Below are 13,978 nucleotides of genomic sequence, written 5' to 3' on the forward strand. Positions count from 1 at the left end.
TTAGCGTTCGATACTGGCGATAATTACACTTCAGCCATCCAACAAGTTTGGACTGAATCGGATCAGGCGTTGTGGGCTGGCGGATTGAATTTCTGGTTTTTGGGGCGGGTGTTTGAAAAGCAAAAGTGATTCACACTTTTAACTATCACCTGTACCCTCTCCAGCCACAGTCTGAAAAATATGTTTGAAATAGTTCGAGACGAACATTTCCCATCTGCCGCAGCCAGTAGTTCCAGGGTAGACATATCAACCTAATTGACTTGGAATACTACCTTTGTCGACAAAGCCAGCAAATCCAGTTAAAAAAGTTTCATAATCTCAGCGAAAATTAACGAAACAAAATTGAAGCCAATTTATCCGCAAGAATACTATAGTCATATTCACTCCTAGCGGCTTTTCTACCATTTTCACCCATCAATAATCGTTCAGAGATAGATGTTTGACGCAATCTGACAATCGCATCGGCAACTGCCCTTGCATCACCAGCCTCAATAGTAATACCAGCTGAAGCATCTCTAATAGGCTGAAACGGTGAGGAACTTGCGTAGATTATAGGGCGCGAACTCGCCAAATATTCAGGTAGTTTCGTAAGTGAGCTTCCATATCTATAAAGTGGGATATTGTGAAAACCAACATAACACGCATCAAATTTAGAAAGAATACTGGGTATCTGATTTTTTGATACAGATTCATAAAACCAGACGTTATCTAAATTTCTTGAAACTGCCTTACGTATCAAACTTTCTTTATGAGTTCCGGACCCTACTATAACAAAACAGATATCGCTACGGTCTGACAAAAGTGATGCAGCCTCTATAAAAGTTTCTAACGCATTAGCCTTTCCGACCGTTCCCGCATAACCGACAACAAACTTATCAGTTTCAATAAGATCTCGGAATTCGTGTAATGAAATATCTTCAGGGTTATCAAATTCCTCAGGTGAAAACCCATTTGGTATCCAGGAGAAATTTTCTCTGGAAGCACCTCGCTTCTCCATATAATCGATCGAATAAGGCCAGTTAGATATGATATGAGAGGCGCTCTTATAGGCTACCCGTTGTATGTAATCCAACAAAAGCACGAAAGGATGAAATTTGGATACTCCCATCTCAGTTAGTGTAAGCGGCCAAAGGTCTCTTATATCGAGCACAATATCGACCCCCAAATTCTGCGCGAGAGACTTAGCGCCGAGGTAAGGTATTAGAGAAGGCGATGAATATAAGATCACATCTGGACGCGGCGAATTATAATATCGGTGTAAACGCGATATCTTCGTTAAGAAGTCAAACTCACTGAGTATCCGTTTCTTATCATGTGCACCATCGTAGTTTAAGGTTTTGATCCAGACATATTTAAATCCGTCAACTTCTTCAATAGTTAATAGATTATGGACAGGTGGTTTGCTTCTAAGTAAATGATGATCCGACGATGAAAAAAGATGAACATCATAACCCTTTTTTGATAATTCCTTTGCAAAATAATAATGCCTGCCGCCGAATCCCGTGCGAAGCGTACTAGCGCACTGATTTATGATCCATATACTTTTTTTCATAATACTCTATTGCAATAATTAAAAGCGAATAGCACAAAGCTAAAACCAAAAGACATTGCTAAAAAATCACTAGAATTCCATTATCAATACATCAGTCAGCATCTTGCATTAGCGCGATTTCTTGCCTAACTATGTTATCAATAAAAAACCTATTATTTGAAAACTTACTCGGCGCTAAGCGGCTTGTATCAAAACCTTTAGAGAAGTCGGCATCTTCAATGAATACAACATTAGGAAAACCTTTAAGCATCTCCCTCATTATTGGTATATCGTTGACGATGAGCGGAATACCAAATGTTGCAAGTTCACATGCAAAGACTCCCTGAGCATCCAAACGAGTCGGCAGAACTGCAAAATCATATTTTGAAATTAGCGATGAAAGATCTGACTGAACTAAAAATTTAGAATAAAACACTACATTTTGGGGAGTACGGTTGCGTTTGGGGAAAGATCCACGCCCATATATATCGCATTTTAACTCTGGATTGTTTTGAAAAAAATCAACTACCATATCAACAGCGTACTTTGAATTATCCCATGGCCGTATACAAACACCTTTTTTAGGACTGTATGCTGCATCAAATTCGTAAGAATGGTCTGTAAAAACGGGATTTACAGGGTTATTTATAACTGAAAAACAAGAATCGGGTAATTGAAAAATATTAGAGAAAAAGACATTTTTCATCCAAGCAGAAACAAATACAAAATGAACAGAAGATACCTTGCAGAACTTTTGTAGAAAAAACTTAAGCAATCTCAACTTTAAGGGCGAATAGAACAAATGAGCAATTCTGCTTAATCGTTGCCTGTATGCCCATTTGTAGGGTACCGGATACTGACTAAAAACATTCATAACCTCATGGCCATGTACCCAAAAAATCAATTTACTTATCGACTCTATATTAAAATATAAAAACCTAATGTGATGACGTAGATTGGGGGCATGCGAAACAACAAGGTCAAACCTCTCGATATTAGAAATCGAAGACACTACAGAAACGTTCTCGAACACATAATCCCTCTGCGATCGAAAAGATAAAACGGTGCATTTTAATCCATATCTGATATATGCAGATACTCTTGTGTGTATGTACGAAAGTGCATACGGATTATTTTCACACGGGTAGTCTTCAGTGAGAATTAAAATATTCATAGATTGTAAAAATTACCTATCACCGACGGGTGGGTTAAACTGTAGAAAAAGTTAAGAAGGGCAAAAAAGAAAAGCACAAAAAAAATAACGTATTCATTTTTTATATGAGATAAACAAATAGCGACCAATAAAACCGCAACAGGAATAGTATAATAAACTATTCTCTCATATACCGAATTGATCTGTATAAAAGCGATCGAAATCGAAAAGACCCCTAACATAGCATATAGGTTATTAAGAGAAACTACATTGCGATTTAAAAATCTAAAAAAAATCATAATAATCAATAAAAAAACAATGACAACAGTAAATTCTAATGTATTATTATTTACAGACAATTGACTACTCTTTCCGGAAATCTTATTTATAAAAGGGGCAAGAGGTATCAATAATAATAGACCTGTGTTGACAAAGAACTTGGCGGGAAATCTATAGGAAAAAAGAACAACCAAAAATAGTAATGCACTATTGTGACTAGCAACGGCAGCGATAAAGAAAAGGATACTAAAAAACACTTTGTCGCGCATTAGAAAACCTAATGAAAATAATAAAAAGGATAGAGCTAATCCTTGTCTCAATCCATTTACACTAAGAAGTAAAAAAAAGTTGCTAAATACAAGCAAAAATAAAACAGGAAAACCAACGACAAAACTCATGCGTCTGTCAGAATGCAATATAAAGGCGCTCGATGTAATCAGCATCAACCCAATCAAAAGAGCAGCAGCAGTATTCCCATTGTCAAAATCACGAAACGCAATTGAAACAAGCCAACCCAGCGGCTCTCTAAGGAAGTAGAACCTTTCAAAATTAACATATATTGAACTATAAGCTTGCCAGTCAACACCATGAGGAATAGCAAATACAATAAAGCTAAAAAAAGATAAATATATAAGCGAAATATAGTACTTACTTGCGCGCATAAAGCAATCCCATAAAAAATATTGTCGCGGCGTAGGTCCCAAATACAACATGTAGCGGTGCAACAAAATACAAACAGGTCAACCCCGTTAAGTTGCCCAGAAGCACAACTTTTAGATATCTTGCATCATGTTTTCTATACAAATACACTATATAAAGCGACGAGGATAAAACAAGAAGAATCTCGAAAAACCCCACAACCAAACTCTCACTATTGATTAGAACGTTCTTATAAGTAAACTCGACTGTAACAATCGGATTTATGAAAAAGTACAGTAAAGTAATAAAGCATAAAGCGCCTATCGCAAACATAACATTTAAAATTGTCTTATCTGCCAAAACACCCTTTATCAAGTAATTTAGCAATATGTTATTCATAGGATTAATTACACGACCTGAAAACCCAACAACTCTCCTTGCGAATTTATAATTATTCACATCGGTAGGCGGATAAAACAAGTTAAGCAAAACCACATCAAACTGATTAAATGGGAGATTGATCAATTGGTGGAGGTTCAATTTTGCGACCGATTTTAAAATACTTAAGTCAAATCTTGGAAACCCAAAGAGAGAAGCATCATATCGCCACTTTAAAAACCAATTAAGCATAATTACCATGAGCGAATCAAAAAAACAATAGAGAGCCAGAAGGAAATAAATATCGAATTGAAAAAAAACCACTAAAGTTTTTGATATCGTAGATATAAGCAGAAAATTGAAAAATATGTGCTCCGCAAATTCTCTTCGAAGAAAACCATTAATAGTGTAAATATTTCTGAAAAAAAACATCACGCAAACGATCAACAAGTAAGGGTCTTCCGAGAAGAACAATATTACCGAAGACACTAACGGTATCGCAAATAGAAAATTAAATTGTTCAAACTTAGCGCACGCCAGAACAATTTCCCTTGTGATTTTTTTTTCCCGCGAAATAAAACTATTTAGCTGTAACGAACAAATCAAATCAACGGTTACCACAACCGACATAAAAGTAAGGTATTTGTTAACAGAACTCGAATCATAATTCGCATAAATATAAATTACCTGCACTATATTTATGCCGCTATTAAGGAGACTAGCGGTTGAGCTTTTTAATAGTAAACTTACGAAATTCACGTACAAAGTATCTCATAGCTAAAGACAGATCGTAATTTGGCCAATTTCTAGAATCTAACACGTCTCCCCATGTTTTTTTGAAATTGGAATCACTGAACTTTGAACTTGCAGTGTAACCATCGACAAGGGCTGTCGAATACTCTTCAGCATTTTCAGGTTTATAATTACACAGCAGATCTATAATCTGGCTCTGGTTATGCTTTAAAGAATAGGCATGCAAGGACGCATCGACAATTTCGATACATGCACCTCGGTTAATTGTTATCGGAAGGCAACCACACATTTGAGCGTCGAGGAAAGATAAACCAAAAGTTTCAGATGGGCCGCTTTCGCTTAATCCATATAGCAGAAATATCGTTGTTGATAGCTGCTTATGAATAAATTTTTTATCTCTACGACCATAATACTCTACAATTACAGAAGAATTTTTTGTTAAAGGTTTAATAAGATGGGCAGAGTTACCATCTCCAAATATTTTTACTGTTACCGAGTCAACACATTTAGCAACTTCATTTACTATATCTATAAAATCATGAAAACCCTTAGATTTATTCAAGCTGCCCACAAAGGCTACTGATAGTTTATTATAGTCTCTTAAAATATTCGTTGGTTTTTCTATATTATAAGTATTGTAAACTCGGTAACAAGGCCTTCTGAATTTCAACGTTAGCCATAACTGATGAAATGTGGATACACCAACAATTTTATCGAAGGCATGAATCTCTGACTTATTGGGCGGAAGGTAGAAATTATGACTCCAATATATCGTCTTAGCTGACTTAAAACTTTTCAAATAATTAGTAGCTCGTGTAACAAATATGACGATTGAACCCACCGAATCGTAGATTTTTATCAATTTTTCATCTACATATCGCTCATCTATTTGCACTGATCTTGAGAAAAGTGAACAGAATTTCACTATCTGGTATCCGGTTCCGCTACAATCATCAAGATTATAAAGGTCTCCCTCATTGTGTATGATTAGAATCATAGGAAAAGTACTTTTGATTTAATATGTATATTAGCTGAGCTCTCAGCGCCTTGAAAATATTCGAGATTATTTTTTTTCTTGAATCATGACGAAAATGAACTTTGTTTTCTAAGCTACTGTGATAAGTTTCATCGATGTCTTCTACAATGATTTTGTCCCAAAGATGATAGATCCGGCATTTGCTTATTTCCTTTATTGTGTTCCAATCATCCGCCACCCAAGAAACTGACTCTACTAAACGCATCGTGCATTTAAATTCATCATTAAACGCGTACCCCACAGCTCCATAGAAGTTTATTTTATAGTTTTCGCCAACAACACGATTTGCTAGAAAATGTTTGTTGATTAGTGGTTGTTTTAATTTTTGAAGCCAGAAATCCCTAGGCGATGTTCTCGAATGACCCAAGATCAGCACTGCCGGGTGATTCAAATTGTTCAACTGATCAACTATTTCTTTAAAATTTACTTTAACTAACAACTTAAAGTCATCTTCAAATACAAGATTTGTTTTCTCATCAGTAATGATTTTAAAGTGTGAGACAGCACAACTTTTCTCGGGGTTTGATACTTGCCTTTCGTAGCGCTTCTGCGAAGTATGATCGTCAAAGTTATGGATTCCATTTACATCTATTGCATCGAAGAAATCCCAGTCCAAGTCTCCTAAACAATTTAGCTTTTCTAGTACTTTATTTCGACGAACGGAATATGCTTGGCTTAGTACTTTTATCATAGCGTTAAGCTGTATTTTTTTACAGTTTCATCTTTGAAATAATCGTTAGCTTCACCTAACTCTTTATGTTTTGCGCCTATTATAATTATCGTGGGAATAACAGATATTGTATTGCTTAAATATGGATCGTAACATGTCAAATTCGGTATGATTTTTTTTAGGCTATGATAGGCTTCTAAATTTTTTGAGTTTCTTGTATCGGCGCAATCAGGTTTAAAGGTTATTCCAAAAAACATAACTCGTTCATCCGAAATATTGATTTCCTTTTTTATGATCCATTTATAGAAGCCATTCAGAACAAAATTAAGATAGCTTTCGTTTACTTGCCTAGCATTTTCGATTAGCGCCGGCGGCACATTCAATTTTTTTGCAATGTGTATCATGTAATATGGGTCTACCCCTATGCAATGGCCTCCGACTAATCCCGGAAAAACCTTCATAAAGTTCCATTTTGTCGAAGCTGCTTCAATCACATTTAAAGTGTTGATTTCAAGTTCTTTAAAAATAGTATCTAGTTCGTTTACAAGTGCTATATTGACATCACGTTGAATGTTTTCCGTTATTTTCGCGGCCTCTGCTTCTTCAATGGTTGAGGTAACAAATACTCCAGCGGATATAATGCTTTCATAAAGCGTTTTTATTTTAATCGTCGTTTCAGGATCGCTCCCAGACACAATCTTTATTATTTTATCCAAAGTACGATCATGATCCCCTGGGTTAACTCGTTCAGGAGAATAACCAAATCTAATCTCCATTATTCCACGCGGGGCACTATTTTCAATTATTTTCGGAATGCAGTAATTTCTTGTAGCACCTGGAAACACAGTTGATTCATAAATAACAATATCGTCTTTCTGAATTACTTTTCCTAGCGCTTCGGATGCGCCAAACAGCGGTTGCATATCTGGAATTCTGCTTTCATCGATCGGTGTCGGAACTGTAACAATATATACAGTTGCTTCTTGAAAGGATTCGTTTAAGTCATCGATAAAATCAATTTTTTCTAGTCCGAATACTTCATCCTTCGTAAGGATATTATCGATATTGATTCGCTTACTGAGCTTCTGTAGTTTTGTGCCATCGATATCGAATCCTTTCACTCGATGGCCAGCTAGTGCAAGATGACTAGCCAGCGGCAGTCCAACATATCCTAGACCTATCACTACTATATTGAGTTTTTTCATAAGACCTTTAGCCTTCTACAAATTAAATATTTTATTTTTTACAAACCCGTTGCCAATACCTTTATAATTGACTTGCAAGCTGAACCATCGCCATACGGGTTGTGGGCGCGGGACATCACAGAATATTCACTTACGTCATTCAGCAGGCGTTCCACCTCATTTACGATCAAGCTCACATTAGTGCCCACCAGTTTTACGGTTCCTGCTTGAACTGCTTCTGGTCGTTCGGTCGTATCCCTCATTACTAACACAGGTTTTCCGAGCGATGGTGCTTCTTCTTGAATACCACCCGAGTCCGTCAGAATCAGATGACTCTTGGTCATAAGGTACACAAATGGAAGATAATCCTGCGGCGGTATCAAATGCACATTGTCACCGTCACTTAACAACCTATTAACCGGCTCCTGCACATTTGGATTGAGGTGAACAGGATAGATGATCTGCGCCTCTGGGTGCTTACTCGCAATTTGTCGTAAGGCTTCACAAATACGCTCGAACCCGCCACCGAAGCTCTCTCTTCGATGACCTGTTACAAGAATAAGCTTTTTCTCAGCATCTAACATCGGAAATAGAGCAGCCAACTCCGCCTGCATCGCCGAGTCAGCATCGAGCTTCTCTTTCACCCACAGCAGTGCATCTATAACGGTATTTCCGGTCACTGCTATGGTTGATGGATCCACATTCTCGTTCAGCAGATTCTGACGCGACGTATCCGTGGGTGAAAAATGATACCGCGCCAACGCTCCCGTTAACTTGCGATTGCCCTCTTCCGGCCAGGGGGAGTAGATATTTCCGGTGCGCAAACCTGCCTCAACATGACCGACGGGTATCTGCTTGTAGTAGGCCGCCAACGCTGTAGCGAATGTTGTCGCGGTATCACCGTGTACAAGCACTACATCTGGTTTAAAGTCATCCAGCACGCTCTCCATGCCCTTCAAAATCGCAGATGTAACATCACTCAGTGTCTGGCCAGGCTTCATCAGGTTCAGATCGTATTCTGGAGCGATCTCGAACAGCCCCAGTACTTGATCGAGCATTTCACGGTGCTGAGCGGTCACGCAGACACGCGATTCAAACCGGTTATCTTCAGACAGAGCGTGGATAAGCGGTGCCATCTTGATAGCTTCGGGACGTGTACCAAATACGGTTAGAACTTTTTTCATGTTACCAAAACTCTCTTACTTAAATCTTTTCACTCTGCGAGCCAGATCATAAAAATTTCAAAAAACAGTGAACAGAATGACACTTCTTGGAGACAACCCAAATATCCTTGAGGTAACCTTGAAATTTAAAAACACTAAACCTTTCTATTTTAATCTACTTTAGATAGCGATAAGGGCCACGTATCGCGCACTCATTAGGGGCTTAGCGACAAAACTTTTCAACCAATCGGTTAAAACTATCTAACACTAGGTCGCCAATAATCTCTTTGACCATGTCGCACATGGAGAACGTAAACCTTGGAATTTATAACAGTAAAAAGAACTCTCCAACGGCTTGCTTTTCCATACAGTAATTGTCGGATTTCTTCTTCGAACTCGGAGTTTTCAGGCGCCAAAGGATGCGATTCAGGAAATATCTCCAGGCTTAGAATTTTTTCCTCAAGGCCACTTTTCCATTTCGCGGCATAAACAGGATTTTCAAGCTGATACCACCTGAAAGCCTCAAGAATGTTTTCCCCAGCAAATGGCGTAATAACGACAGCGTAATGCTTCATTTTAACGTCGCAAAAAAGTCACTCGCCTCAAGTCCGTCACCATCTAGGGCTTGAGATAGGCCTTTACGAATTCCTGCCACACTTTGCGCGTATTCAAGTTGATCCTGTGCTTCTTGCCAAGCATCTGCATCCATAACCACAAGGGCAGGCTTTCCATTCACGGTTAAGATGGAAGGTCGACCGCTATCTTTTAAATGACTTACAAAGTTAGCCGTATCTCGCTTAAATTCAGTTAGCGGTCGAATATCTTTAGTTATATCCATAATAGACACCATATAAACACTTAATATGCGTCATTATAGATGCGAAAGCGATGTTTTGTCGAATGTGCATCTCATGGTTTTGCCCAGGGAAAAACCACTCTAAAGCAACACCTCGTACCCAATTTTGATTTTTAGTTCTCAACACTCACTCTTCGATTCTTGATTGAATGTCCGCTATTTCAGCCTTTAAACGCTCGTACTCTTCCACCTTCCGTTTTAAGAATCGCGCAGTAATAACCCCTTTATCTGAAATGCCTTTGGGAGTCAGAAGGTACAAGTAACCGGATTTGTTATTTGAACGCTTGAAGTTTTCCGCTTTAACCAGGCCACGCTCTATGAGTGCAGACAATACGTAGTTGGTTTTACCCACACTCACCCCCAGCTGCGAAGCCAGTTCGCGCTGTGAAATATCTGGGCGCTCTTCTATTAACTGAAGAACCCGGTAATCGTATTCAAGGGTATCGCTGTTTTGGGTCATTTAGGCACGCTACCGCCCCTGCTTGCCACAGTGCGGTTACATTTAAAACGTTCGTTCAATCTATGAACATAGACTAACAATGTTGCAATACCTTTACAAAGCATTGTTAGTTATATCGATCTAATATGCAGACTTTAATAAGGCACTCAGGAACCGAATTACCTATAAGATGTTACAAACAATTAGCGGAATCTCGCTCTAACTTTTTCAATTTTTGCCACAGCACAGCTCTAGGGAGATCGATACTCATTGCCTCCATACATTGATCGAGTCGTTTCGGTGTTTCAGTTAGGTAGGTAAGTGACTTTTTCAAATCTTGCATAATTGAGGATCCATAGGCTGTTTCAGCTTTGGAGATGGCCTGACCAAGCTCTTTCTTTGATAGTCCCAACATCGATAAATCAATAATATCCCTAGAATAAACCGCGCGATCCGCCCAACGATCTGAATTAGCAAGTAATTTTGTAGTCGCCATATCAAGCCTACTCAATATGGATACTCCACATATCCTCGAGACTACACCAGGCTTTTGAATCTCTACTCTACCCTCATTCACTATTTCAAATTTTATCAATGCACTTTCGTTAATACTCACCACCATACGTATTCCATACTGATCCATTCGCATTCGATCTATAGCTAACCCTTCTTGGTGCTCTTTAAACAGACCCAATCCCACTTGGTGTCCTTTCGCTACCTCTCGCAATGCGCGATAACCTTCCTTGCTAGAGACCACAAAATCTATATCAATAGATTCTCGGTATTCCCCATAAGCAAGGGCGATTGCCGTTCCTCCACCAAAAAAGCACTCACTCATATCAAAGAGATCTGTATTAATCGCCTCAAGCACCTTAGCAATAAGTTGATGGTGGGGTCTTTTAAAATTGTAATCGCAAGTCTTCATGAAAACGCTCTATTTAAATTTGCCATCAATAACTTTTCTGATTCTGCCATTTCATTTTCATCAAAGTGACGGGAGTTCCTTTCGTAAATGGCATGTGCTTCGAAAGGTTTTAGGTAGTCTCTACCCGTTATATGCCAAGAGAGCTTTTTAAGTTCTGGATAGTCTTTAAGTCGAATGATGACAGGGATAAAGTCATCTGGATTGAGCTGGCGAGACCCCTCTTTTACTTTCTCGGCTAACGTTAGCTCAAGATTTAACGCATCGACTACAGCGAGATAGCTATTCAAGCTTGATGCTCCCTCACCTTTCTCAATTCGATGCAATGTAACTCTTGAAATACCCGAAGCACCTGACAATGCTTCAGCGGTTACGTTCAAGCGTTTTCGTTCTTGCTTTATTGCTATCCCAATATTTTCAGCGTCCACTTAAAACACCATTTTTGTTTCATATTTTTTACAATATAGTGTTTTTGATAAATTTTTGATACATTTTTATCTATGAACTTTTTAAAACAGTATCCACACTTTGCGTCTACACTTAAAACATCACGATACAGGGAGGTAAGTGATGGACGTAAAACAATTTTTAGATGATTTGATGGCACAACTCGATGGTGCCTTTGCTGAAAACACCCTCAAAGCGTATCGCAGTGACTTTAAGCACTTTGCTAACTGGGCAATATCCAATAGTTTAGATCCTCTACCCCCTAAAGCTTCAGATCTAGCAGCCTACATCGCCGATATGTCCGAACGTCAGAAGAGTGCAACGATTCGACGCCGTATAGACACGTTGGGATCCATCTGCTTTTTCTCTGGCTTTGGTAGTCCTACCAAAACACCAGAAGTTAAAATTGCTCTGAAAAAGATGCATCGAAAAATCGGTAGGCAGCAGAAACAGGCGCACCCGCTGACACTCGATCTTTTAGAGCAACTTTTAAAAAAATGTGACTCCTCTCTAGCCGGTCGGCGCAATGAACTTCTGCTTAGAATCGGTTATGAGACCATGCGCCGCTCCTCAGAGATCTGTTCATTCTGTTTCGAGGACTTAAAGACACTTCCAAACGGTCACTTTGCGTTAAACCTTAAACGCTCTAAAACCGATCAGTTGGGCGATGGCAAACTCATCCCTATAAGCGATCTACTAGCAACCAAGATAAATAAATGGAAGCGTCGAATCGGTGCTACAGAGGGGCGTATTCTGCGATCCATCCGCAAAGACAACAAAACCTTGGGTGACAAACTCAACCCGGCATCCATTAATATTATTCTGGTCGATCTGCAATATAGGGCTAGGCGTAGAGATCTGCCACACTTAAGCGGCCACTCGTTTCGAGTAGGCGCTGCTCTGGATATGTTGAATGCAGGCGTGCCGTTAGAGAAGATTATGCTGCGTGGCGGATGGCGAAAAGAGACAACCACATTAAGGTATCTGCAAAGTTGGGTCGATAACGTAAACCCAGCCGAACTTCAAATTGAGGAGTGTACGCCGATTTGGGAGGTTACGGCCTCTAACTAAGAGCCGACAGCTCTACGGACATCTTCTGCCAACGCCCCAATAACTCGAGCAAGACAAACGCTCTTTGTTCACCGTCGTATTCTAAAAACACTGCTTGCAGGTCTTTGAATGGCCCATCATTGATAGAAACCTTATCGTCTTTGGTGAACTGCTTTTCAGAATCGATGTGCCTTAACTGAGCTCGAATGGCATTGACGGCAGCTGTTGGCACGATAGCCGGTTCATTTCCAAAGCTAATCAGCTTAGCCACTCCGCGTGTTGATCGAATAGGGCGCCAATTACTCTCTTCTTTGGAGAGGTAAATGAATAGATAACCTGGAAAAAGCGGTGTCTCTATTTCAGTTCGCTTTCCTTGTTTGATTTGCTCAGTTTTAAGCAGCGGCAGGTAGGTTTCAAAACCTTGCTGTTCAAGCTCAAATTGGGCTTTAAACAGTTGACCAGGCTTTGATTGAATAACGAACCAGTTATACATGACTTTGTCTCAAGAACTATTCTTAAAAGCATTATAAACAAAAAAGAACGCGCCTTGAGAAATTCCATCTTCTCGCGGCGCGTAAGATTTTTGGCATTTGCCTGAGATCCCTCTCATCACTTCAATCCTTTGAAGTGTTTGTAAAGCTCACAGCAATCCATTGCAGTTCACTTTACTGGGATCACTCCCATACGAGCCACTCCGTTGGCTCCTTTAGCTACCTAGGTAACTAAATCAAAAATAGGGTGCGCTTTGAAAAATTCCCTCTTCTCGCCACGCAACAGATTTTAGTCGAAACTTGAGATCCCTCTCCAAACCTCACTCCGTTGAGGTTTGAGTGTAATGCATCATTGCCATCCTTTGCCGATCACATCACTGGACATTAAACGACAGACTCAATCGAAGGGACTCATTCCTGTAAAACTGTAGTGCCTGCTAGGGAACACTACAGAGTCAGAGTCTATCGTTCAGGGATCCCTCCCTGCTGTGCCCATCCTGCGGCACCCTTAACCGCCCTCATAACACGGTTAAATATATGGTTGATGCGCATTGAAAAACTCCCTCTTTTCGCGGCGCATCAGATTTTGGCAATTGCCGAAGATCCCTCTCCAAACCCAAATCCCTTTGGGTATTTGCATGCATCGGATCATCCTTGATCGATCAACATGTCGATTTCAATCAGCTCTCAGGAGCGAAGGGGGAGCTCACTAACTAATCCACTATGCTGGATGGATTGGTTAGGTGGAAAACCGATTCGAGATCTCTCTCGTTATCCCCATTCCGTCGGGGATGTATATAGGTATAGAACAAGATTTAAATTTTTGCGTAATAAAAAATGAAAAAAAGTTTAAAAAAGTTCGATTTTTTAACAAAAACCCAGAGCAACATCTCTCTCAAACCCCTATGGATATTGACTTTCAGGTAGATTTTAAAAAACTAAAAAAATTTGTCGTTTTTTTCTAAAAAATGATGGCCATCGCAAATC

The 13,978-nt window shown here is 39.4% G+C and carries 14 protein-coding genes; 1 reads left to right on the forward strand and 13 read right to left on the reverse strand.

Annotation, left to right across the window (positions count from 1 at the left end):
- Window positions 1-328 precede the first annotated feature (328 nt).
- The 12 genes from XMD579_RS02470 to XMD579_RS02525 all read right to left on the reverse strand — a co-directional run bounded on the left by XMD579_RS02470 (window position 329) and on the right by XMD579_RS02525 (window position 11,431).
- On the reverse strand, window positions 329-1,552 hold the full coding sequence (locus XMD579_RS02470; protein ID WP_173505755.1) for a glycosyltransferase family 4 protein: 1,224 nt from the start codon (window positions 1,550-1,552) through the stop codon (window positions 329-331).
- A 91-nt stretch (window positions 1,553-1,643) separates the two neighbouring features.
- On the reverse strand, window positions 1,644-2,543 hold the full coding sequence (locus XMD579_RS02475; RefSeq protein ID WP_173505756.1) for a hypothetical protein: 900 nt from the start codon (window positions 2,541-2,543) through the stop codon (window positions 1,644-1,646).
- A 158-nt stretch (window positions 2,544-2,701) separates the two neighbouring features.
- Window positions 2,702-3,625: an EpsG family protein gene (locus XMD579_RS02480; protein WP_173505757.1), complete on the reverse strand. Its 924-nt coding sequence runs from the start codon at window positions 3,623-3,625 to the stop codon at window positions 2,702-2,704.
- Between the two features lie 1,073 nt (window positions 3,626-4,698).
- Entirely contained in the window at window positions 4,699-5,658 is a 960-nt protein-coding gene (locus XMD579_RS02485) for a glycosyltransferase (protein ID WP_173505758.1), read from the reverse strand.
- Between the two features lie 49 nt (window positions 5,659-5,707).
- On the reverse strand, window positions 5,708-6,460 hold the full coding sequence (locus XMD579_RS02490) for a glycosyltransferase family 25 protein (RefSeq protein WP_173505759.1): 753 nt from the start codon (window positions 6,458-6,460) through the stop codon (window positions 5,708-5,710).
- On the reverse strand, window positions 6,457-7,644 hold the full coding sequence (locus XMD579_RS02495) for a nucleotide sugar dehydrogenase (protein ID WP_173505760.1): 1,188 nt from the start codon (window positions 7,642-7,644) through the stop codon (window positions 6,457-6,459). Before XMD579_RS02495 ends, XMD579_RS02490 begins: the two co-directional genes overlap by 4 nt.
- 38 nt (window positions 7,645-7,682) lie before the next feature.
- Entirely contained in the window at window positions 7,683-8,807 is a 1,125-nt protein-coding gene (gene wecB, locus XMD579_RS02500) for a non-hydrolyzing UDP-N-acetylglucosamine 2-epimerase (RefSeq protein WP_173505761.1), read from the reverse strand.
- A gap of 236 nt (window positions 8,808-9,043) precedes the next feature.
- Window positions 9,044-9,361 carry a type II toxin-antitoxin system RelE/ParE family toxin gene (locus XMD579_RS02505; protein ID WP_173480276.1) on the reverse strand — a complete coding sequence of 106 codons (318 nt, stop codon included), beginning with the start codon at window positions 9,359-9,361 and terminating at the stop codon, window positions 9,044-9,046.
- Window positions 9,358-9,624, reverse strand: coding sequence for a type II toxin-antitoxin system Phd/YefM family antitoxin (locus XMD579_RS02510; protein WP_173480275.1), 267 nt, complete (start codon window positions 9,622-9,624; stop codon window positions 9,358-9,360). The genes XMD579_RS02505 and XMD579_RS02510 overlap by 4 nt, the downstream gene beginning before the upstream one ends.
- Before the next feature lie 145 nt (window positions 9,625-9,769).
- A complete protein-coding gene (locus tag XMD579_RS02515; protein ID WP_173483803.1) occupies window positions 9,770-10,102 on the reverse strand; it encodes a MarR family EPS-associated transcriptional regulator in 333 nt (110 codons plus the stop codon).
- Between the two features lie 172 nt (window positions 10,103-10,274).
- Window positions 10,275-11,006 (reverse strand): nucleotidyl transferase AbiEii/AbiGii toxin family protein, encoded by a 732-nt coding sequence (locus XMD579_RS02520; RefSeq protein WP_173480273.1) that lies wholly within the window; start codon window positions 11,004-11,006, stop codon window positions 10,275-10,277.
- The gene (locus XMD579_RS02525) at window positions 11,003-11,431 is read right to left on the reverse strand and encodes a helix-turn-helix domain-containing protein (protein WP_173480272.1); all 429 of its coding nucleotides are present in this window, start codon (window positions 11,429-11,431) and stop codon (window positions 11,003-11,005) included. The genes XMD579_RS02520 and XMD579_RS02525 overlap by 4 nt, the downstream gene beginning before the upstream one ends.
- Before the next feature lie 142 nt (window positions 11,432-11,573).
- On the opposite strand from XMD579_RS02525, the gene XMD579_RS02530 reads away from it, so the two are divergent.
- Window positions 11,574-12,521: a tyrosine-type recombinase/integrase gene (locus tag XMD579_RS02530; RefSeq protein WP_173505762.1), complete on the forward strand. Its 948-nt coding sequence runs from the start codon at window positions 11,574-11,576 to the stop codon at window positions 12,519-12,521.
- Here the strand turns inward: XMD579_RS02530 and rfaH are convergent.
- On the reverse strand, window positions 12,514-12,993 hold the full coding sequence (gene rfaH, locus XMD579_RS02535) for a transcription/translation regulatory transformer protein RfaH (RefSeq protein ID WP_173505763.1): 480 nt from the start codon (window positions 12,991-12,993) through the stop codon (window positions 12,514-12,516). The two genes, XMD579_RS02530 and rfaH, sit on opposite strands and share 8 nt — an antisense overlap.
- Window positions 12,994-13,978 lie beyond the last annotated feature (985 nt).

The organism is Marinobacterium sp. xm-d-579 (assembly GCF_013282935.1).
Classification (GTDB): domain Bacteria; phylum Pseudomonadota; class Gammaproteobacteria; order Pseudomonadales; family Balneatricaceae; genus Marinobacterium_E.

Bases quoted from the DNA above. Each gene is read 5' to 3' on its own strand.
- XMD579_RS02480 (WP_173505757.1), bottom strand. From the start codon at position 3,625: ATGCGCGCAAGTAAGTACTATATTTCGCTTATATATTTATCTTTTTTT.
- wecB (WP_173505761.1), bottom strand. From the start codon at position 8,807: ATGAAAAAAGTTCTAACCGTATTTGGTACACGTCCCGAAGCTATCAAG.
- XMD579_RS02470 (WP_173505755.1), bottom strand. From the start codon at position 1,552: ATGAAAAAAAGTATATGGATCATAAATCAGTGCGCTAGTACGCTTCGC.
- XMD579_RS02520 (WP_173480273.1), bottom strand. From the start codon at position 11,006: ATGAAGACTTGCGATTACAATTTTAAAAGACCCCACCATCAACTTATT.
- XMD579_RS02530 (WP_173505762.1), top strand. From the start codon at position 11,574: ATGGACGTAAAACAATTTTTAGATGATTTGATGGCACAACTCGATGGT.
- XMD579_RS02515 (WP_173483803.1), bottom strand. From the start codon at position 10,102: ATGACCCAAAACAGCGATACCCTTGAATACGATTACCGGGTTCTTCAG.
- XMD579_RS02495 (WP_173505760.1), bottom strand. From the start codon at position 7,644: ATGAAAAAACTCAATATAGTAGTGATAGGTCTAGGATATGTTGGACTG.
- XMD579_RS02505 (WP_173480276.1), bottom strand. From the start codon at position 9,361: ATGAAGCATTACGCTGTCGTTATTACGCCATTTGCTGGGGAAAACATT.
- XMD579_RS02490 (WP_173505759.1), bottom strand. From the start codon at position 6,460: ATGATAAAAGTACTAAGCCAAGCATATTCCGTTCGTCGAAATAAAGTA.
- rfaH (WP_173505763.1), bottom strand. From the start codon at position 12,993: ATGTATAACTGGTTCGTTATTCAATCAAAGCCTGGTCAACTGTTTAAA.
- XMD579_RS02510 (WP_173480275.1), bottom strand. From the start codon at position 9,624: ATGGATATAACTAAAGATATTCGACCGCTAACTGAATTTAAGCGAGAT.